We start from the raw sequence: 20,526 nt of genomic DNA, 5'->3' as shown, positions 1-20,526 counted from the left end.
TGATCTTGACCGGTCGGCCCGGAGGACGAATACGGACGGAAAAGCACCTGGTGGTATCCCGTAAAGGTCATCGTGGGAACTACGGACGGAAGGGATCGTGATGTTCACTGCACGCGGACCCGGCAACCATCCGTACGATGCCCGCGTCTGTCTCTCGAACAGGGGAGACGGTGAAGAGACCCCCTAAAGTGGGTCGGGCAACCCGGCGGACCGACAATCATCCGGTGGACCCGGGCCATGTGAGGACCACGATCAGCAGGGAGCGCATGACGTGCGGCCGGTAGGCAGCAAGTACCTGCTCGAGGAGCCCCTCGGGCGCGGCGCCACGGGCACCGTCTGGCGAGCCCGCCAGCGGGAGACCGCGGGCGCCGAGGCGGCCGTCGCGGGACAGCCCGGTGAGACCGTCGCGATCAAGGTCCTCAAGGAGGAGCTCGCGAACGACGCGGACGTGGTGATGCGTTTCCTCCGGGAACGCTCCGTCCTGCTCCGTCTCACCCACCCGAACATCGTCCGCACCCGCGACCTCGTCGTCGAGGGCGATCTCCTCGCCCTGGTGATGGACCTGGTCGACGGCCCCGACCTGCACCGCTACCTGCGCGAGAGCGGCCCGCTCAGCCCGGTCGCGGCGTCGCTGATGACCGCCCAGATCGCGGACGCGCTCGCCTCGAGCCACGCCGACGGCGTCGTCCACCGCGACCTGAAGCCGGCGAACGTGCTGCTCAAGACGGATGCCGACGGCCAGATGCACCCGATGCTGACCGACTTCGGCATCGCGCGGCTCGCCGACTCCCCGGGCCTGACCAGGACCCACGAGTTCGTCGGCACCCCCGCGTACGTCGCGCCGGAGTCCGCGGAGGGCCGCCCGCAGACGTCGGCGGTCGACATCTACGGCGCGGGCATCCTGCTGTACGAGCTGGTCACCGGACGCCCCCCGTTCGCGGGCGGCACTGCGCTCGAGGTGCTGCACCGCCACCTCAGCGAGGAGCCCCGGCGGCCCACCACGGTCCCCGAGCCCCTGTGGACCGTCATAGAGCGCTGTCTGCGCAAGGAGCCGTCGGAGCGGCCCAGCGCCGAGAACCTCGCCCGTGGTCTGCGTACGGTCGCCGCCGGCATCGGCGTGCACGCGAACGCCGCCCAGGTCGACGCCGCACTCGGCGTCGGCGCCCTGCTGGCGCCGGACCCGGCGCCGGCGCCGGTGCCCGGCACGCCGGGAGCCTCCGACCCGACGCAGGTCCTGCCGAACACCGGCGGCGGAAGCGGCAGCTCGGCGTACGACCCCGCCGCCGCGACCAGCGTCATGCCGCAGACGGGGCAGCCCGGCGGTACGGCCGACCCGACCGCCGTCATGCCGCCCGTGCCCCAGGGGCAGCCGGGTCCGGAGGAGCCGCACCCCTGGCAGAGCCAGCTCCGCGCCGCGCGGGACCGCAACGAGCAGACGCAGGTCCAGTACCTCGACCCGAGCCAGGACCCGCTGCGCCGCCGCCCGCAGCGCCAGGCACCGCAGCAGCCGCCGCAGAACCGGCAGCAGCAGCGATCGCCGCAGCGCCCCCAGCCGCAGCCGTACGCGCCGGCGCCCCAGCCGCAGCGCCAGCAGTACGCCCCCCAGCAGCAGCAGTACGCGCCTCCGCAGGCGCCGCCGCCCCCGCAGCCGCCCGCGCAGCGGCCGCCGCGGCAGCCGAGGCAGCGCGCGAACCCGATGCGCATCCCGGGGCTGGGCTGCCTCAAGGGCTGCCTGTTCACGGTGCTGCTGTTCGTCGTGGCCGGCTGGCTGATCTGGGAGCTCACCCCGCTCCAGGGCTGGGTCGCGGAGGGCAAGGGCTACTGGGAAGCGATCGGTGACACCGTGTCGACGGTCACGGACTGGATCTCACAGATCGGCGAGGCCAAGGACACCGCCGACCAAGTCGGTAACCAGCAGTAACCCTGTCGTTTTGTCGACTTCTGTGGGCCGACTTATCCCGCAGAAGTGGAGGTTGGCGCCATCCGGGCCACACAGCACCCGGATGCCCGCGTACGTTGTGGGACAACGCCAGCCGCTGAGGGAGCAGTCTTGGCACGGAATATCGGCAGCCGGTACACGGCCCACCAGATCCTGGGGCGGGGCAGCGCCGGCACGGTGTGGCTCGGCGAGGGACCCGAAGGGCCCGTCGCCATCAAGCTTCTTCGCGAGGACCTGGCCTCCGACCAGGAGCTGGTCGGACGCTTCGTCCAGGAGCGCACCGCCCTGCTCGGGCTCGACCACCCCAGGGTCGTCGGCGTCCGCGACCTCGTCGTCGACGGCAACGACCTCGCCCTGGTCATGCAGCTCGTGCGCGGCACCGATCTGCGCACCCGCCTGGAGCGCGAGCGCCGGCTCGCACCGGCGGCCGCGGTCGCGATCATCGCGGACGTCGCCGACGGCCTCGCGGCCGCCCACGCGTCGGGCGTCGTGCACCGGGACGTCAAGCCGGAGAACATCCTGCTCGACATGGAAGGCCCTCTCGGGCCCGCCGGCTCCCACCCCGCCCTCCTCACCGACTTCGGTGTCGCCAAGCTGATCGACACCCCGCGCCGCACCAAGGCGCCGCGCCCCTCCGTTGGCACGGCGCCGAACCCCTCGGGCATCATCGGCACCCCCGACTACATCGCCCCCGAGATCGTCGAGGGCCTGCCGCCCCGCGCGGCCGTCGACATCTACGCCCTCGCCACGGTCCTCTACGAGCTGCTGGCCGGCTTCACCCCCTTCGGCGGCGGGCACCCCGGCGCCGTCCTGCGCCGCCACGTCACCGAGACCGTGGTGCCGCTGCCCGGCATCCCCGACGAGCTCTGGCAGCTCGTCGTCCAGTGCCTGGCGAAGGCGCCCGCCTCGCGGCTGCGCGCCTCCGAGGTGGCGTCCCGGCTGCACGACCTGCTGCCGACGCTCGAGGGCATCCCGCCCCTCGACGTCGACGAGCCCGACGCGGAGCAACCCGCCGAGCCGTACGAGGACGTCGCGCAGCCCGCACCCGGCGAGCAGCGCCGCCGCGGCGCGGTGCCGCTGGTGCCGGGCGCCGCACCGGCCGACTCGAACCGCGACACCCACACCTCGATGCGGGTCCCCGCCCCCGACGAGCTCGCGGGCGGTGCCCACGGCACGGCGCGCGCCCCGCGCACGCCCGGCCAGCGCAGGCCGGGCTCCGCCCGGAACCGGGCCGCCGCGGTGCGCAGGCGCCGCATCACGGTCGGTGTCGTCGCTCTCGCCGTGGCCGCGGCGGTCGGCGTCGGGGGCTGGCTGGCCACCAGCGGCGACGACGGCCAGGCGCCGCCGCAGGACAACCAGCAGTCGGCGCCCTCGGAGCCGTAGGGCCCGCGGCGCCGTCGTAACCGGGCGGGGCGGCCCCTGGAGGCCGCCGCCCGGTGGCGTCCGGACCCCGGGTGCCGGGGGCAGCACTGGTCCGTCCGCTCAGCCGTTACGCTGGACCCGTGGCAGTCGTCGATGTATCCGAAGAGCTGAAGTCCCTTTCCTCGACCATGGGGTCGATCGAGGCCGTTCTGGACCTCGACAGGATGAGGGCAGACATCGCCGTGCTCGAGGAGCAGGCGGCGGCACCGTCCCTGTGGGACGACCCCGACGCGGCGCAGAAGATCACCAGCAAGCTTTCGCATCTGCAGGCCGAGGTGCGCAAGACCGAGGCGCTCCGGGCCCGTATCGACGACCTCGAGGTGCTCTTCGAGCTCGCCGAGGCCGAGGACGACCCGGACACCCGGGTCGAGGCCGAGGCCGAGCTGGAAGCGGTGCGGAAGGCGCTGGACGAGATGGAGGTCCGCACCCTCCTGTCCGGCGAGTACGACGAGCGCGAGGCGCTCGTCAACATCCGCGCCGAGGCCGGCGGCGTCGACGCCGCCGACTTCGCCGAGCAGCTCCAGCGCATGTACCTGCGCTGGGCCGAGCGGCACAACTACGGCACCGAGGTCTACGAGACGTCGTACGCGGAGGAGGCCGGCATCAAGTCGACCACCTTCGTCGTCAAGGCGCCGTACGCGTACGGCACGCTCTCCGTCGAGCAGGGCACGCACCGGCTGGTGCGCATCTCGCCCTTCGACAACCAGGGCCGCCGCCAGACGTCGTTCGCGGGCGTCGAGGTGCTGCCGGTCGTCGAGCAGTCCGACCACGTGGAGATCGACGAGTCCGAGCTGCGCGTCGACGTCTACCGCGCCTCGGGCCCCGGCGGCCAGGGCGTCAACACCACGGACTCCGCCGTCCGCATCACGCACGTCCCGACGGGCATCGTCGTCTCCTGCCAGAACGAGCGCTCCCAGATCCAGAACAAGGCGAGCGCGATGAACGTCCTCCAGGCGAAGCTCCTCGAGCGCCGCCGCCAGGAGGAGCAGGCCAAGATGGACGCCCTCAAGGGCGACGGCGGCAACTCCTGGGGAAACCAGATGCGTTCGTACGTCCTGCACCCGTACCAGATGGTCAAGGACCTGCGCACCGAGTTCGAGGTGGGCAACCCGCAGTCCGTGCTCGACGGTGAGATCGACGGGTTCCTGGAGGCGGGAATTCGCTGGCGCAAGCAGCAGGAGAAGTAGCGAAGCGTTTTGTCGACAAGGGAACTGCCGTCCATGGGGCGGCAGTTCCCTTTTATGTCACAGTTGCATGCCCGCAGGTCAGGCAACTGACGGTATTTCGGACATCGCGTCCGCTAACGACCTTGACGCGCTTTCGAAAACTGGGAAGTGTGGCGCGCGGCATGCGTGTTTCTGGGGCGCGTGTGAACGGGGGCACGGCGTAACGGCTCCTCGTCCGCTGCCCCTGGCGCTGCTCCAATGACGAGAGCTACTGGGGGTAGCAAGTACATGACGAAGAAGACGCGGGTTCGTGTCGCGCGTATCGCCGCCGGCGCAGTGATCGCCGCGGGTGCGTCACTGACGGCCGCCGGCGCGGCTCAGGCCTTCGACCTGACCGGTGGGGCCGAGGTCGCCGGCATCGGTGTCGAGGCCGAGGTCGGCATCAACAACGACGACGATGACTGCGAGGTCATTCCGACGCTCTGCGAGTCCGGTGGTACGAGCACGGGCACGTCGGGCGAGACCAGCACGGGCACCTCGACCGGTACGTCCGGTGAGACCAGCACGGGCACCTCGACCGGTACGTCCGGTGAGACCAGCACGGGCACCTCGACCGGTACGTCCGGTGAGACCAGCACGGGCACCTCGACCGGTACGTCCGGTGAGACCAGCACGGGCACCTCGACCGGTACGTCCGGTGAGACCAGCACGGGCACCTCGACCGGTACGTCCGGTGAGACCAGCACGGGCACCTCGACCGGTACGTCCGGTGAGACCAGCACGGGCACCTCGACCGGTACGTCGGGCGAGACCAGCACGGGCACCTCTGGTGAGCAGACCGGTGGCAACGGCGGCGACGACTCCACTGGCGGCAACGGCAACTCGGGCGGCAACGGCAACTCGGGCGGTAACGGCGACTCGGGCGGCAACGGCGCCGGCGGTAACGACAACGACACCGACGGTGGCGACGACGGCGTGATCGACGGTGACGGTGACGGAACCGACACCGACAACGCCGGCACGCGGCCCGTCGAGCAGGGCCAGGGCAAGGAAGAGCTGGCCGGGACCGGCGACGCCGGTGCGGGCAAGGGCGGTGAGCTGGCCGAGACCGGCGCCGCCGAGACCACGTTCCTGCTGGTCGGTGCCGCCACGATGATCGCCGGTGGCATCGGCTTCCGTATGCTGCCGCGCCTCGTGGGCGGTGGCCGCACCGTCGCCTAGGCGACACGTGCGGTGACGGACTGACACAGGAAGAGCCCGGGGCCCTCGAGGCCCCGGGCTTTTCCACGTTCCCGCGCGCGGGAACGCGCCTGCGGCGCCTAGGCCGCCAGGAGGGCCACCGCGGCCACCAGCGCCACCAGGAGGACCAGCAGCGCCGCCGGGCTCAGGCCGGCCAGCGGGCCCTCCTGCTGAAGCCGCTCACGATTGGCCCGGCAGACCGGGCAGCGGCCCTCGGCGACGGGTGCCGCGCAGCTGGCGCACACCAATCGGTCATAGGTCATGCGCTCTCCTCCTCCCGCGCGCCGGGGCCGCAGAGTACGCGGACCGCAAGCACATTTCTCTCCCGACAACGCCCAGGGAAACGCGACTGTTCCCCTACCACTGTGCCAGCTCGCGCGCTTTTCGGCGCGGGCCGCCGGATTTGCCCATGGTTGGCGAACGGACAAAATGCGCAAGCCAGGACGGGGACTGCGCGGTCGAGGCGCAGTCGCGTAAGGTCACGCTCACCTACTCCCGGCCGACCGTGGTGCACCCGTGATCCGATTCGACAACGTCTCCAAGACCTACCCCAGGCAGAACCGTCCTGCCCTGCGCGACGTCTCCCTCGAGATCGAGAAGGGCGAGTTCGTCTTTCTCGTGGGCTCGTCCGGTTCGGGCAAGTCGACGTTCCTGCGGCTGGTCCTGCGCGAGGAGCGCGCGAGCCAGGGCATGGTCCATGTCCTCGGCAAGGACCTGGCCCGGCTCTCCAACTGGAAGGTGCCGCAGATGCGCCGCCAGCTGGGCACCGTCTTCCAGGACTTCCGCCTCCTGCCCAACAAGACCGTCGCCGAGAACGTGGCGTTCGCCCAGGAGGTCATCGGCAAGCCGCGTGGTGAGATCCGCAAGGCCGTGCCCCAGGTGCTCGACCTCGTCGGCCTCGGAGGCAAGGAGGACCGGATGCCCGGCGAGCTCTCCGGTGGTGAGCAGCAGCGGGTGGCGATCGCCCGGGCCTTCGTCAACCGCCCCATGCTGCTCATCGCGGACGAGCCGACGGGAAATCTCGACCCGCAGACCTCCGTCGGCATCATGAAGCTGCTCGACAGGATCAACCGCACCGGCACCACCGTGATCATGGCGACGCACGACCAGAACATCGTCGACCAGATGCGCAAGCGCGTCATCGAGCTCGAGAAGGGCCGTCTCGTCCGCGACCAGGCCCGCGGCGTCTACGGCTACCAGCACTGAGCCCGGACAGACTGCAAGACTGAAAGGCTGACAGCACGCCATGCGCGCCCAGTTCGTGATGTCGGAGATCGGGGTCGGTCTCCGCCGCAATCTCACGATGACCTTCGCGGTGATCGTCTCCGTAGCCCTGTCGCTCGCCCTGTTCGGTGGTGCGCTGCTCATGCGTGAGCAGGTCAGCACGATGAAGGACTTCTGGTACGACAAGGTCAACGTCTCCATCTTCCTCTGCAACAAGAACGACGCTGAGACCTCGCCCCAGTGTTCCAAGGGGGCCGTCACCACGGCGCAGAAGGAACAGATCGAGGCCGATCTGAAGAAGATGGACGTCGTCGACGTGGTCCACCACGAGACGGCGGAACAGGCGTACAAGCACTACCGCGAGCAGTACGGCGACACCCCCATCGCGTCCACCATCACCCCCGACCAGATGCAGGAGTCGTTCCGGGTGAAGCTGGACGACCCGGAGAAGTACAAGGTCGTGGCGACCGCGTTCGCCGGCCGGGACGGTGTGCAGTCGGTCCAGGACCAGCGCAACATCCTGGAGAACCTGTTCTCACTGATGAACGGCATGAACGTGGCGGCGATCTTCGTCATGGGTCTGATGCTGGTCATCGCGCTGATGCTCATCGTCAACACCGTGCGCGTCTCGGCGTTCAGCCGTCGGCGTGAGACCGGCATCATGCGGCTCGTCGGCGCGTCGAGCTTCTACATCCAGATGCCGTTCATCATGGAAGCCGCATTCGCGGGCCTGTTGGGCGGTGTGGTCGCCTCCGTGATGCTGCTGGTGGGCCGTTACTTCCTGATCGACCACGGCTTGGCGCTCTCCGAGAAGATGCAGCTGGTCAACTTCATCGGCTGGGACGCCGTGATCACCAAGTTGCCCCTGGTGCTGGCGATCGGGCTGCTCATGCCCGCTGTGGCCGCTTTCATCGCATTGCGCAAGTACCTGAAGGTGTGACAAGTGCCCCTGGCGCCGTACGGACAACCTCCGTACGGCGCCTTTTGCTTGTCCTAGACTCATCGCCATGTCGGGTCCCGAGTTCAGTCCCCGGCCCCACGGCATTCGCCGCGGGGCTGCCCTGACTTTGGTCTTCGGATTCGTCCTGGCCACGGCCGCGGCCACCAATTGCCTGCCGCAGGACGACCACTCCGCACCCGGTTCGCTCTCCGCCCGTGCCGCCGCGGCGACGGTGGACCGCGAGGACGTGGCCCGCGCCGCCGCACAGGCCGCGGCGGAGGGCAAGTCCGGTACGGAGGCGGCCGAGGAGGTCGTCAGCCGCAGCGGCGACCGCTGGGGCGCCGTCTACGACAAGCAGGAGTACGAGGAGTTCCGCAAGGCACTCGACGGCGAGTACACCGGCGTCGGCCTGGGCGCGAGACGCGCCGCCGACGGCCGGGTCGAGGTCGCCAGGGTGCAGCGGGACAGCCCCGCCGAACGAGCCGGGATCAGGGCCGGCGACCGGCTCCTCTCGATCGACGGCGGCGACGTCGCCCGGCGGCCGGTCACGGAGGTCGTGGCACTGCTCCGCGGCGGCAGCGGCACGGACGTGGTCCTGGAGTTGGAGCGCGACGGGCGCCGCTGGTCCGAGACGCTCACCCGCGCCCTGCTGACCACCGAGACCGTCACCGTGGAGCGGCTCGCTGACGACGCCGTCGCGATCAGGGTCTCGTCGTTCACCAAAGGCTCCGGCATGCAGGTACGGAAGGCCCTGAGCGACGCCCCCGCGGACGCCGGCGTCCTCCTCGACCTGCGGGGCAATGCGGGCGGCCTGGTGTCGGAGGCGGTCATCACCGCGTCGGCCTTCCTCGACGGCGGCCTCGTCGCCACGTACGACGAGCGCGGCCGGCAGCGGGTCCTCCTTGCGGAACAGGGCGGCGACACCGAGCGGCCCGTCGTCACTCTCGTCGACGCGGGCACCATGAGTGCCGCGGAACTCGTCGCGGGGGCCCTCAAGGACCGTGGTCGTGCCGTCACGGTCGGTACCCGTACCTTCGGCAAGGGCTCGGTGCAGATGCCGAGCAGGCTCCCGGACGGCTCGGTCGCCGAACTCACCGTCGGTCACTACCGGACTCCGTCGGGTGACGCCGTCGACGGCAAGGGCATCACTCCGGACCTGGTGGCGCCCGAGGGCGCCGAAAAACGGGCGCAGACGGTATTGAGTGGCCTCGGGGGAGGGTCGTAGTGCGAAAATGACCGCACTATGGCTAAGGAAACAGGGCGCAAACTGATCGCGCAGAACAAGAAGGCGCGGCACGACTACCACATTCTCGACACCTACGAGTGCGGTCTCGTGCTGATGGGTACCGAGGTGAAGTCGCTGCGCCAGGGACGGGCCTCGCTGGCGGACGGCTTCGTCCAGATCGACGGCAACGAGGCATGGCTGCACAACGTCCACGTGCCGGAGTACAGCCAGGGCACCTGGACCAACCACAGCGCCCGCCGCCGGCGGAAGCTGCTGATGCACCGGGCGGAGATCGACAAGCTCGAGTCGAAGTCTCAGGAGACGGGGCACACGATCGTGCCGCTGGCCCTGTACTTCAAGGACGGCCGGGCGAAGGTCGAGATCGCGCTGGCGAAGGGCAAGAAGGAGTACGACAAACGGCAGACGCTGCGCGAGAAGCAGGACCGCCGTGAGGCGGAGCGCGCGGTGTCGGCGGCCCGGCGGCGGCAGCGCGGCTGACGCCGGGGAATACGCTGGCACCGGGGTGCGTTGGTCACGTACGATGGCACCTGTCCCGCCAGGCGGGGCGCCGCCCCGCACGGGGCTTGAAAAATCAACATGGGGATGATCGGTTTCGACAGCGGATGTCGAAGCAGGGGAAGCGTGTCGAGGAAGCGGCAATGATCTCGTTAACCATATGTCGCAACCAATAATCGCCAACACCAAGCGCGATTCCTTCGCCCTCGCTGCCTAAGTAGCGACTTGCGAAGTGTCAGCCCGGGGCTGTTCCCGACCCGGATCCTGGCATCAGCTAGGGAACTAAACCTCTAAGCCCGGTCACGGGGCGTAGAGGGAAATCAAACAGTGACTGAGCCCGTCGGAGACTTGTTCGCGTGATCTCCGGGGCCGAGAAAATCGCAGCGGACTGCACACGGAGAAGCCCTGGTTCTGCACCGTTGGACGCGGGTTCGATTCCCGCCATCTCCACTCATCCCATGTAAGCCTCCGGCCCGCGGAAACATCCGCGGGCCGGAGGTTTTTCACGTGTACGGCTCTCCCTGATCAGATTCGTCCGTTGTTGTCCGTCATGTGGAGAACTAGCCCGATTTCAGAGGCGGGTGCGGTCGCACCGGCCACTCCAGGAGGCGGTCCTCATGGCAACGAGAGCAGAGACCGGTCGCACGGCCGGACAGCCGGCTTTCGACTCGGAACGCTTGGAGAAACTCCTCGGGCAGGCGGTCACCGACATGGGGGCCGCCATGAAACGGCGTGCTCATCATGATCGGCGTGGAGCTCGGTCTGTGGTCGGCGCTCAAGGACGCCGGACCGCTGACGCCGGCCGATGTCACCGAGCGCACCAAGCGCCGCTTCGGCGAAGGACTTCCCCGGCGACGGCTACGACCTCGTCTGCTTCTTCGACTGTCTGCACGACATGGGCGACCCTGTCGGAGCCCTGCGCCACACACGTGAGACGCTCGCGCCCGACGGGACGGTCATGCTGGTCGAGCCGTTCGCCAACGACGAGCTCGCCGACAACCTCAATCCGGTCGGCCGCATCTACTACGCGGCGTCGACCGTCATCTGCACTCCGTCCTCGCTGTCACAGGAGGTGGCCACCGGACTCGGTGCGCAGGCCGGTGAGAAGAGGCTTCGCGAGGTGGCCGAGGAGGCGGGGTTCACGCGGTTCCGCCGCGCCACCCAGACGCCCTTCAACCTGGTACTCGAAGCCCGTCCCTAGTACTGCGGCGCACCCCGGGCGCCCGGCCCCGGACAGGCGGGGCCCGGTGCTCACATCCGGCCCGGCCGTCGGGTGAGAGCAAGGTTTCGCTCCGGTCACCTGCTGCCACCGGCCCTGAAACGCGCCGTCCATAACGTCGGCTCCACGATCGCAATCAGGTGGAGGCGCGTGATGGCAGGGCGATGGATCGAGCAGTGGGACCCCGAGGACGAGACCTTCTGGCGGACCGAGGGGGAGCGGGTCGCACGGCGCAACCTCGCCTTCTCCGTGCTCAGTGAGCACATCGGCTTCTCCATCTGGAGCCTGTGGTCCGTGATGGTCCTCTTCATGGGGCCCGAGTACGGGATCGATCCGGCGGGCAAGTTCTTCCTGATCGGCACGGCGACCCTCGTCGGCGCCGTGATCCGGGTGCCGTACACCTTCGCCGTCGCGAAGTTCGGCGGCCGTAACTGGACGGTCTTCAGCGCGCTGCTCCTGCTGGTGCCGACCGGCGCGGCGTATCTGGTGATGGAGCCGGGCACCTCGTACACGACGTTCCTCGCGGTCGCCGCGCTCACGGGTGTCGGCGGCGGCAACTTCGCGTCGTCGATGACGAACATCAACGCCTTCTACCCGCTGCGGAAGAAGGGCTGGGCGCTCGGCCTCAACGCGGGCGGAGGCAACATCGGCGTACCGGTGATCCAGCTGGTCTCCCTCCTGATCATCGGCACGGCGGGAGCGGCCCACCCGCGGCTCGTACTGGGCATCTACCTGCCGCTGATCGTGCTCGCCGCGCTGTGCGCCGCGCTGTGGATGGACAACCTGGCACCGGTGAGGAACGACACCGGCGCGGCCGTCGACGCGGCCAAGGAGGGCCACACCTGGATCATGGCCTTCCTCTACGTCGGCACCTTCGGCTCGTTCATCGGCTACAGCTTCGCCTTCGGCCTGGTGCTCCAGACCCAGTTCGGCCGCACACCGCTGCAGGCGGCGTCCCTCACCTTCATCGGCCCACTGCTCGGCTCCCTGATCCGGCCGCTGGGCGGTCTGCTCGCCGACCGCTTCGGCGGGGCGCGCATCACTCTGGGGAATTTCGTGGCCATGGCCGTCGCGACCGGGGTGGTCGTCGCCGCCTCGGTCCAGGAGTCGCTGCCGGTGTTCCTCGTCGGGTTCATCGCCCTGTTCGTGCTCAGCGGCCTCGGGAACGGCTCGACGTACAAGATGATCCCCGGCATCTTCCAGAACAAGGCGCTCGCCAAGGGCATGACCGGTGAGACCGCGGCCGCCTACGGGCGCCGGCTGTCCGGCGCCTCCATGGGGCTCATCGGCGCCGTCGGCGCGGTCGGCGGCCTCGCCATCAACCTCGCCTTCCGCCAGTCCTTCCAGACCGCCGGGACCGGAACCGCCGCCTTCGTCTCCTTCCTCGTCTTCTACGCTGTCTGCTCGGCCGTCACCTGGGCGGTATACCTTCGCCGGCCCGTGGTGGTACCGGTCCGCACCTCGGACGCGCAGGCAGAGCCCGACCGGGTCCACGCACGGGTCTGAGCGAGCGGAGTACGTAACGACGGTGAAATATGAGCGAACCGGGCCTGTCACGCGCCTTTGACAGGCTCGGTCGCCCGTTCACCGTTCAATGGCACCGGCCATCAGGGCACTGCAGTGGGGACGACCGAGATGCACGACCAAGCCCAACCGCACGGCCCCCTCGCGGGCTTCACCGTCGGCGTGACCGCCGCCCGGCGCGCCGACGAGCTCGGCGCGCTGCTCCAGCGGCGGGGCGCGGCCGTACTGCACGCCCCCGCGCTGCGCATCGTTCCGCTCGCCGACGACGCGGAGCTGCTCGCCGCGACCAAGGAGCTGATCGACCACACCCCCGACGTCGTCGTCGCCACGACCGCCATCGGCTTCCGAGGCTGGGTGGAGGCCGCCGACGGCTGGGGGCTCGGCGAGCAGCTGCTCGGCCGGCTGCGCGGCGCCGAGCTGCTGGCCCGCGGACCCAAGGTCAAGGGCGCCATCCGCGCGGCGGGGCTCACGGAGGAGTGGTCGCCGCCGTCCGAGTCCATGGCGGAGGTACTGGACCGGCTGCTCGGCGAGGGGGTGGCCGGCCGCCGGGTCGCGCTCCAGCTGCACGGCGAGCCGCTGCCCGGATTCGTCGAGTCGCTGCGGGCGGGGGGCGCGGAGGTCGTCCTCGTACCCGTCTACCGCTGGATGCCGCCCGAGGACATCGCGCCGCTCGACCGGCTGCTGGACGCGACGGTCGCGCGCGGCCTGGACGCCGTCACCTTCACCAGCGCCCCGGCCGCCGCCTCCCTGCTGAACCGGGCGGAGAGCCGCGGCCTCCTCCCCGACCTGCTGGGCGCCCTCGGCCGTGACGTCCTGGCCGCCTGCGTGGGCCCGGTCACCGCGGTTCCGCTGCAGGCCGCCGGCGTCGCCACGGTGCAGCCGGAGCGGTTCAGGCTCGGCCCGCTGGTGCAGCTGCTCGGCTTCGAACTGCCCGCCCGCGCCCGTACGTTTCCGGCCGCGGGCCGCCGCGTCGAGATCCGCGGCCATGCCGTCCTCGTCGACGACGAGCTGCGTCCGGTGCCGCCCGCCGGCATGGCCCTGCTGCGTGCCCTGTCGGAGCGCCCCGGCTGGGTCGTCTCCCGCCCGGACCTGCTGCGGGCACTGCCCGGCGCGGGCAAGGACGAACACGCCGTGGAGACGGCCATGGCCCGGCTGCGTACGGCGCTGGGCACGCCCAAGCTGATCCAGACCGTCGTGAAGCGCGGCTACCGGCTGGCCCTCGACCCCGCGTCCGACGCCAAGTACGCGGAACCCGACACCGACACGGGCCCCGACACGGGCAAGGGCGACGGCGGCGGCACCGGCATGGGCGGCGACTCGGGCGACGGCGGCGGCACCGACGCCTGAGCGCGTCCCGATGAGGTCTTCCGGCCGCACCCGTCGGCGGGCACTCTGGTGGGAACACCCGACGGTGATCCCGAGGCGGTGACAGGCGCATGACAGCGGCGGGTACGGGCGGCTCCCACGCACAGCCCTGGCGGTTCGACTCCGGTCGGATCTGCCTGGACCTGGTGGCGACGGCACAGGAGGCGGACCGACAGCCCGAGGGGCGCGAACCCCTGGCGGAGCCAGGGCGGTTGACCAGCTGGCTCACCGGCGCCGGCCTCGTCCCCGCCGGCACCCGGCTGACCGGCGCCGACAGCGGCTGGGTGGCCGCCTTCGTCGAACTGCGCGACTGCGTCGACCGTCTGGTGCGCAACGGCCCCGGGGAAGGCTGCGCGGAGCACGATCTGGCGGTGCTCAACTCCCGTGCGCAGAGCGCCCCGCCGGGCGTCAGGGCCGTTCGCGACGAGGAGGGCCACCTGGTACGGGCGCTGAGCACCGTCCCCGGGTGCGCCGCGCTCCTCGCCGTCGTCGCCAGGGACGCGATCGACCTCCTCACCGATCCCGTCGCACGCTCACGGCTGCGGCAGTGCGAGGGCGACAACTGCCGCCGGGTGTACCTGGACACGTCGCGCGGCAGGCGTCGGCGCTGGTGCTCCAGCGAGGTGTGCGGGAACCGCGAGCGCGTGGCCCGGCACCGCAGGAGGACCGCCGTGAAAGATCTTGAAGTTTCTTCGGCCGGCGTTGAGTGAACCTCCCGCGGTCCCCGTAGTGAAGAGGGACCAGGACGCGCCGCAGGGGCGCCTGGCGGCCAGCCGACGAAATCAGGTCTCGACCGGGAGGTGCAGGTGCGCAAGGATGCCGCCGTGGCCGATGACCGTCCGCAACGGGCCCGCCATCGCAGTGAGAAGCCGCGTATCGACACCTCTGTGCCCGACGAGGAGTTGATGCGTGCTCTCTACCGTGAACACGCAGGACCGTTGCTCGCCTATGTACTGCGTCTCGTCGCCGGCGACCGCCAGCGCGCCGAGGATGTCGTGCAGGAGACGCTCATCCGTGCCTGGAAGAACGCCGGCCAGCTCAACCGTGCGACCGGCTCTGTCCGACCCTGGCTGGTGACGGTCGCCCGGCGCATCGTCATCGACGGCCACCGCAGCCGGCAGGCCCGGCCGCAGGAGGTCGATCCGTCGCCGCTGGAGGTCATGCCCGCGGAGGACGAGATCGACAAGGCGTTGTGGCTGATGACGCTCTCAGATGCGCTCGACGATTTGACGCCCGCCCACAGGGAAGTTCTTGTCGAGACGTATTTCAAGGGGCGTACGGTCAATGAGGCGGCCGAAACGCTCGGCATACCCAGCGGGACCGTGCGGTCCCGAGTGTTCTATGCGCTCCGTTCCATGAAGCTCGCTCTTGAGGAGAGGGGGGTCTCGGCATGACCATGCACGAGCAGGAATCCGTGCACGACGCCGTCGGCGCATATGTGCTCGGCGTGCTCGACGAAGCGGACGCCTCCGCCTTCGAGGCGCATCTGGCGGGGTGCGACATCTGTGCCGCCCACCTCGAGGAGTTCTCGGGGATGGAGCCGATGCTCGCGATGCTCGCGGAGGCCCCGGCCCCCGCACCGGCGCAGAGCAATGTCTACGGCCTGCCCGGAATGCGCGGCATGGAGGACTTCCCGCCGCCCCGGCCCGTCCCCGTGGTGCCCACGTCCCCGAGTCCCAAGGTGCTCGACGGCCTGCTGAACGAGGTCGCCGTCAAGCGCGCCCACAAGCGCAGGCGCGGCATGTACCTGCTCGCGGCGGCCGCCGCGCTGATCATCGGCGGTCCGGCCGTCGCCGTCGTCGTCACGGCGGACGGCACGGGCAGCAACGTGGCAGGGGCCGACCCGCATCCCACCAGCCCGGCCGAGGACGCCTTCTTCCACCACATGGAGGAAAAGGTGCAGGCCAAGGACCCGACAACCAAGGTCAGCGCCGTCGTCGGCATGGAGGAGAAGGGCTGGGGCACCCACGCCGTCCTGGAGCTGAAAAACGTCAAGGGACCTCTCAAGTGCAACCTCATCGCCGTCTCCAAGACCGGTGAGGAGGAGGTCGTGACCTCCTGGGCCGTCCCGAAGTGGGGCTACGGAATCCCCGACAGCCCGAACAAGGACGCCAAGAACCCGCTGTACGTCCACGGCGGCGCGGCGATGGACCGGAACGACATCGACCACTTCGAGGTCCGCACGTTCGAGGGCGAACGGCTGGTCGAGGTCGACGCGTAGCCGTTGCCGCCGCATCCGGCCGGGAAGCCCTGCGGTCCCCGGCCCCGTTCGCGTGTCCGCGGACGGTGCGCGGGGGCCGGCGTCCGCCGTCCTGTGCGCACACGCCCCGGACCTGCACCCCACCTGCCCCGCCGCGGCCCGGGCAGGTGCAATATCCTCGCCCCTTGCCGTACGGTTGACGGCTGCCCAGTGCTGTTGAGAAGGGGGCCCGGTGGCCGCGCAGGATGCCGCTGTCGAATCCGTGGTCGGCTCCACCGCCGACACGGTGCGAGACCGTGAGATCGGTGTCGAACAGGTACACCTGGACCAGGTGTACCGCCGTCTCGAGGAGAAGATCCACGAGGCCGAGTTCCTGATGAACGACGCCGCCAAACGGGGCCAGGTCGGCACGCCCGGCGCGCTCGCCGAGCGGGACGCCCAGGTCTTCCGGGCCGGCATCCACCTCAACCGGCTGAACAACGAGTTCGAGGACTTCCTCTTCGGCCGGATCGACCTGCTGGCCGGCAAGGACGGCGTCAAGGGCCCCGACGGCGCCTACACCTCCGTCGAGCCCGCGGACGACGCCGTACGGCCGGACAACACCGCCGACATCGGCGAGACCCTGCACATCGGCCGGATCGGCGTACTCGACTCCGACTACACCCCGCTCGTCATCGACTGGCGCGCCCCGGCCGCCGCGCCGTTCTACCGTTCCACCCCGGTCGACCCGGGGCGTGTGGTGCGCCGCCGCGTCATCCGCTCCAAGGGCCGCAAGGTCCTCGGCGTCGAGGACGACCTGATGCGACCGGAGCTGACCGCCGCGCTGAACGGACAGCCCCTCCCCGTCATCGGCGACGGCGCGCTGATGGCGGCGCTCGGGCAGGCCCGCAGCCACACGATGCGGGACATCGTCGCCTCCATCCAGGCCGAGCAGGACCTGGTGATCCGCGCCCCCGCCGCGTCCGTGACGTACGTGGAGGGCGGTCCGGGCACCGGCAAGACGGCCGTCGCCCTGCACCGCGCCGCCTACCTGCTCTACCAGGACCGGCGCCGTTACGCGGGCGGCATCCTCATCGTGTCCCCGACGCCGCTGCTCGTCGCCTACACCGAAGGCGTACTGCCCTCGCTGGGCGAGGAGGGGCAGGTCGCGATCCGCGCCGTCGGCTCGCTGGTCGACGGAGCGGAGGCCACGGTCTACGACGAGCCGGCCGTCGCCCGCGTCAAGGGCTCCTCCCGGATGCTGAAGGTGCTGCGCAAGGCCGCGCGCGGCGCGCTGGAGCTGCCCCCTTCCGCCCCGGACGACGGTCAGCTCGCCTTCGGCGAGGAGCCGGACGCCCCCGGGGCGACGCCCACCCGGCTGCGCGTCGTCGCCTTCGGCCGGCGCCTGGAGCTGGAGGCCGACGAACTCCAGCGCATCCGTCACAACGTGCTGGGCGGAACCGCCCCCGTGAACCTGCTGCGCCCGCGCGCCCGGCGGCTGCTGCTGGACGCCCTGTACGCCAAGTCCGGCGCCGCGGCGCGGCACACCGGCGACCCGGAACTCGCCGCGGAGCTCCGCTCCTCCTTCGACGAGGACGTCACCGGCGAGGACAGCTTCACCGCCTTCCTGGACGCCTGGTGGCCCGAGCTGACTCCGCGCGCCGTGCTCGCCGCCATGGCCGACGAACGGCGCCTCGGCCGCTGGGCCCGCCGCGTGCTCAACCCGGGCGAGGTGCGCCGACTGGCCCGCTCGCTGCGCCGCGACGGCTTGTCCGTGCACGACGTGGCGCTCCTGGACGAGCTGAGCACCCTGCTCGGCACACCCGCACGGCCCCGCCGGCGGCGTGAGCTCGACCCGCTGGACCAGCTGACCGGGCTCGAGGAGCTGATGCCGCAGCGCGAGGAGTCGCAGCGCGAGCGCGCGGAGCGCCTCGCGGCGGAGCGCACCGAGTACGCGCACGTCATCGTCGACGAGGCGCAGGACGTCACGCCCATGCAGTGGCGGATGATCGGCCGCCGCGGCCGGCACGCCACCTGGACGGTCGTCGGCGACCCGGCCCAGTCGTCGTGGTCCTCGCCGGACGAGGCGGCCGAGGCCCGCGACGAGGCGCTCGGCACCCGTCCGCGCCGCCGCTTCGAGCTGACCGTCAACTACCGCAACCCGGCCGAGATCGCCGAGCTGGCCGCCAAGGTGCTCAGGCTGGCCATGCCCGGCATGGAATCCCCGGCCGCCGTCCGCTCCACCGGGGTCCGGCCGCGGTTCGCGGTGGTCCCGGACGGCGCGGACCTCGCCGGGGCCGTACGGGCGGAGGCCGAGCGGCTGCTGGACCGGGTCGACGGCACGGTCGGTGTCGTCGTCGCGATGAACCGGCGTGAGCAGGCGGCGCGCTGGCTGGCGGGCCTGGGGGAGCGGGTCGTCGCGCTGGGCTCGCTGGAGGCGAAGGGGCTGGAGTACGACGCGACCGTCGTCGTCTCGCCCGCCGAGATCGCCGACGAATCGCCCGCCGGCCTGCGGGTCCTGTACGTGGCGCTGACCCGGGCCACCCAGCAGCTCACGGTGGTCTCCGGCCGTCGTGACCAGCCCGACGGGGACGGGGTGCCGGACCTGCTGCGGGACTGAACGGGCCACCCTCCCGAAGTCGGTGCCCCGTACGGGAATCACTTGCCGGGAGGGTGCGTTAGCCTGGTTACGGCACCGGCCCGATCCAAGCCCCCGGGCCCAACCTTCGTCCCTCAGAGGGACCACTTGCCGCGAGGCGAGCATGGCGGGTCGGTGCCACTTGACCGCCGCGGACCACCGCATGATGAGGCCCGCGTCACCTGACAGGTGACGCGGGCCTCTTCAGTTCCCGGCCGGTTTCTCGTATGGTGGAAAACAGTTTCCGAAAACAATATGACCGCATTACCTGCTACTCGCAGGTAGGTGTCACCATCTTCACAGCGCTGCCGGGCCTTCGGCCGTCGGTGCCGCATAGCGAAGAAGCTAGGGAAAGCAGAGGAACCCGGTCATGGCAACGGCGCCCAGCGTCTCGTATTCGATGACGGTCCGGCTGGAGGTGCCCGCGAGCGGAACCGCGGTCTCCCAGCTGACCACGGCCGTGGAGTCCCACGGCGGCTCCGTGACCGGCCTGGACGTGACCGCCTCCGGCCACGAGAAGCTGCGGATCGACGTCACCATCGCGGCCAGCTCCACGGCCCACGCGGACGAGATCGTCGAAGGTCTGCGGAACATCGAGGGCGTCATCCTCGGCAAGGTCTCCGACCGTACGTTCCTGATGCACCTCGGCGGCAAGATCGAGATGGCGTCCAAGCACCCCATCCGCAACCGTGACGACCTGTCGATGATCTACACCCCCGGTGTGGCGCGGGTCTGCATGGCGATCGCGGAGAACCCCGACGACGCCCGCCGGCTGACCATCAAGCGGAACTCCGTCGCAGTGGTGACCGACGGCTCCGCCGTCCTCGGTCTCGGCAACATCGGCCCCAAGGCCGCACTGCCGGTCATGGAGGGCAAGGCGGCCCTCTTCAAGCGCTTCGCCGGCATCGACGCCTGGCCGCTCTGCCTCGACACCCAGGACACCGACGCCATCGTCGAGATCGTCAAGGCGATCGCGCCCGGTTTCGCCGGCATCAACCTCGAGGACATCTCGGCGCCCCGCTGCTTCGAGATCGAGGCCCGGCTGCGTGAGGCCCTCGACATCCCCGTCTTCCACGACGACCAGCACGGCACCGCCATCGTCGTCCTCGCCTCGCTGACCAACGCCCTGCGCGTGGTGGGCAAGAGCATCAGCGACGTACGGGTCGTCATGTCCGGCGCCGGCGCCGCCGGTACGGCCATCCTCAAGCTCCTCATCGCGGCGGGCGTCAAGCACGCCGTCGTCGCCGACATCCACGGCGTCGTGCACGCCGGCCGCGAGGACCTGGTGGCCGCCACCCCGGACTCGCCGCTGCGCTGGATCGCCGACAACACCAACCCCGAGGGCGTCACCGGCACGCTGAAGGAAGCGGTTGCCGGGTCGGACGTCTTCATCGGCGTCTCCGCGCCGAACGTCCTCGGCGCGGAGGATGTCGCGGCCATGGCCGATGGGGCGATCGTGTTCGCGCTCGCGAACCCCGACCCGGAGGTCGACCCGGCAATCGCCCGTCAGACGGCGGCAGTTGTGGCCACCGGCCGTTCGGACTTCCCGAACCAGATCAACAACGTGCTGGTCTTCCCGGGTGTCTTCCGCGGTCTGCTGGACGCCCAGTCCCGTACCGTCAACACGGAGATGATGCTCGCGGCCGCCGCCGCGCTCGCGGACGTCGTCACCGAGGACGAGCTCAACCCGAACTACATCATCCCGTCCGTCTTCAACGACAAGGTCGCCGGAGCCGTCGCGGGAGCGGTACGGGACGCGGCGAAGGCCGTCGGCGCCGCTGTGACGGGTCCCACGTCCCACTGACATACGGCGCGTCGCGGGTCGCGGGCTTGCAAACCCCCCTTTAGGGTGGCGGATCAGGGAGCACGCGGCCCCGGCCGCCGGCTCCGTCGGCTCCGAGGGAGTCGACGGGACGTCACCACGATGAGG

17 protein-coding genes and 1 other RNA gene are annotated in these 20,526 nt (G+C 70.6%); 17 read left to right on the top strand and 1 reads right to left on the bottom strand.

Features of this window, described 5'->3' with window-relative positions:
* Positions 1 to 271: 271 nt before the first annotated feature.
* The 4 genes from OGH68_RS13540 to OGH68_RS13525 all read left to right on the top strand — a co-directional run bounded on the left by OGH68_RS13540 (position 272) and on the right by OGH68_RS13525 (position 5,748).
* Entirely contained in the window at positions 272 to 1,921 is a 1,650-nt protein-coding gene (locus OGH68_RS13540) for a serine/threonine-protein kinase (protein ID WP_264243833.1), read from the top strand.
* Positions 1,922 to 2,050: 129 nt separating this feature from the next.
* Positions 2,051 to 3,322, top strand: a complete 1,272-nt coding sequence (locus tag OGH68_RS13535; protein ID WP_264243832.1) for a serine/threonine-protein kinase — start codon at positions 2,051 to 2,053, stop codon at positions 3,320 to 3,322.
* Positions 3,323 to 3,441: 119 nt separating this feature from the next.
* Complete coding sequence (gene prfB / locus OGH68_RS13530) at positions 3,442 to 4,548, top strand: peptide chain release factor 2 (protein ID WP_264243831.1); 1,107 nt, start codon at positions 3,442 to 3,444, stop codon at positions 4,546 to 4,548.
* Between the two features lie 267 nt (positions 4,549 to 4,815).
* Positions 4,816 to 5,748, top strand: a complete 933-nt coding sequence (locus OGH68_RS13525) for a hypothetical protein (RefSeq protein WP_264243830.1) — start codon at positions 4,816 to 4,818, stop codon at positions 5,746 to 5,748.
* Between the two features lie 98 nt (positions 5,749 to 5,846).
* Here OGH68_RS13525 and OGH68_RS13520 read toward each other — a convergent pair whose 3' ends face one another.
* Entirely contained in the window at positions 5,847 to 6,029 is a 183-nt protein-coding gene (locus tag OGH68_RS13520) for a hypothetical protein (RefSeq protein WP_264243829.1), read from the bottom strand.
* A 253-nt stretch (positions 6,030 to 6,282) separates the two neighbouring features.
* Between OGH68_RS13520 and ftsE the strand changes: the two genes are divergently transcribed.
* The 13 genes from ftsE to OGH68_RS13455 all read left to right on the top strand — a co-directional run bounded on the left by ftsE (position 6,283) and on the right by OGH68_RS13455 (position 20,400).
* Complete coding sequence (gene ftsE, locus OGH68_RS13515; RefSeq protein ID WP_005316903.1) at positions 6,283 to 6,972, top strand: cell division ATP-binding protein FtsE; 690 nt, start codon at positions 6,283 to 6,285, stop codon at positions 6,970 to 6,972.
* A gap of 40 nt (positions 6,973 to 7,012) precedes the next feature.
* A complete protein-coding gene (gene ftsX, locus OGH68_RS13510; protein WP_264243828.1) occupies positions 7,013 to 7,930 on the top strand; it encodes a permease-like cell division protein FtsX in 918 nt (305 codons plus the stop codon).
* Positions 7,931 to 7,997: 67 nt separating this feature from the next.
* The gene (locus tag OGH68_RS13505; RefSeq protein ID WP_264243827.1) at positions 7,998 to 9,155 is read left to right on the top strand and encodes a S41 family peptidase; all 1,158 of its coding nucleotides are present in this window, start codon (positions 7,998 to 8,000) and stop codon (positions 9,153 to 9,155) included.
* 18 nt (positions 9,156 to 9,173) lie between these two features.
* Positions 9,174 to 9,653: an SsrA-binding protein SmpB gene (gene smpB, locus OGH68_RS13500; protein WP_264243826.1), complete on the top strand. Its 480-nt coding sequence runs from the start codon at positions 9,174 to 9,176 to the stop codon at positions 9,651 to 9,653.
* Positions 9,654 to 9,754: 101 nt separating this feature from the next.
* Positions 9,755 to 10,124, top strand: a transfer-messenger RNA (tmRNA) gene (ssrA, locus tag OGH68_RS13495).
* 352 nt (positions 10,125 to 10,476) lie between these two features.
* Positions 10,477 to 10,872 carry a class I SAM-dependent methyltransferase gene (locus OGH68_RS13490; protein ID WP_264243824.1) on the top strand — a complete coding sequence of 132 codons (396 nt, stop codon included), beginning with the start codon at positions 10,477 to 10,479 and terminating at the stop codon, positions 10,870 to 10,872.
* 171 nt (positions 10,873 to 11,043) lie between these two features.
* Positions 11,044 to 12,396, top strand: a complete 1,353-nt coding sequence (locus OGH68_RS13485; protein ID WP_264243822.1) for a nitrate/nitrite transporter — start codon at positions 11,044 to 11,046, stop codon at positions 12,394 to 12,396.
* Between the two features lie 129 nt (positions 12,397 to 12,525).
* Positions 12,526 to 13,761: a uroporphyrinogen-III synthase gene (locus OGH68_RS13480; protein WP_264243820.1), complete on the top strand. Its 1,236-nt coding sequence runs from the start codon at positions 12,526 to 12,528 to the stop codon at positions 13,759 to 13,761.
* Positions 13,762 to 13,850: 89 nt separating this feature from the next.
* Positions 13,851 to 14,489, top strand: a complete 639-nt coding sequence (locus OGH68_RS13475) for a CGNR zinc finger domain-containing protein (protein WP_264243818.1) — start codon at positions 13,851 to 13,853, stop codon at positions 14,487 to 14,489.
* Positions 14,490 to 14,579: 90 nt separating this feature from the next.
* The gene (locus OGH68_RS13470) at positions 14,580 to 15,173 is read left to right on the top strand and encodes a sigma-70 family RNA polymerase sigma factor (RefSeq protein ID WP_264243816.1); all 594 of its coding nucleotides are present in this window, start codon (positions 14,580 to 14,582) and stop codon (positions 15,171 to 15,173) included.
* Positions 15,170 to 16,000 carry a zf-HC2 domain-containing protein gene (locus OGH68_RS13465; RefSeq protein ID WP_264243814.1) on the top strand — a complete coding sequence of 277 codons (831 nt, stop codon included), beginning with the start codon at positions 15,170 to 15,172 and terminating at the stop codon, positions 15,998 to 16,000. The genes OGH68_RS13470 and OGH68_RS13465 overlap by 4 nt, the downstream gene beginning before the upstream one ends.
* A gap of 211 nt (positions 16,001 to 16,211) precedes the next feature.
* On the top strand, positions 16,212 to 18,578 hold the full coding sequence (locus OGH68_RS13460) for a HelD family protein (protein WP_264243812.1): 2,367 nt from the start codon (positions 16,212 to 16,214) through the stop codon (positions 18,576 to 18,578).
* Positions 18,579 to 18,966: 388 nt separating this feature from the next.
* On the top strand, positions 18,967 to 20,400 hold the full coding sequence (locus tag OGH68_RS13455; protein WP_264243810.1) for an NAD-dependent malic enzyme: 1,434 nt from the start codon (positions 18,967 to 18,969) through the stop codon (positions 20,398 to 20,400).
* Positions 20,401 to 20,526: the final 126 nt, after the last annotated feature.

The sequence above is a fragment of the Streptomyces peucetius genome, from assembly GCF_025854275.1.
GTDB lineage: Bacteria > Actinomycetota > Actinomycetes > Streptomycetales > Streptomycetaceae > Streptomyces > Streptomyces peucetius_A.
Note: the sequence above shows the minus strand (reverse complement) of the source record. Positions and strands in the feature narration are given on the sequence as shown.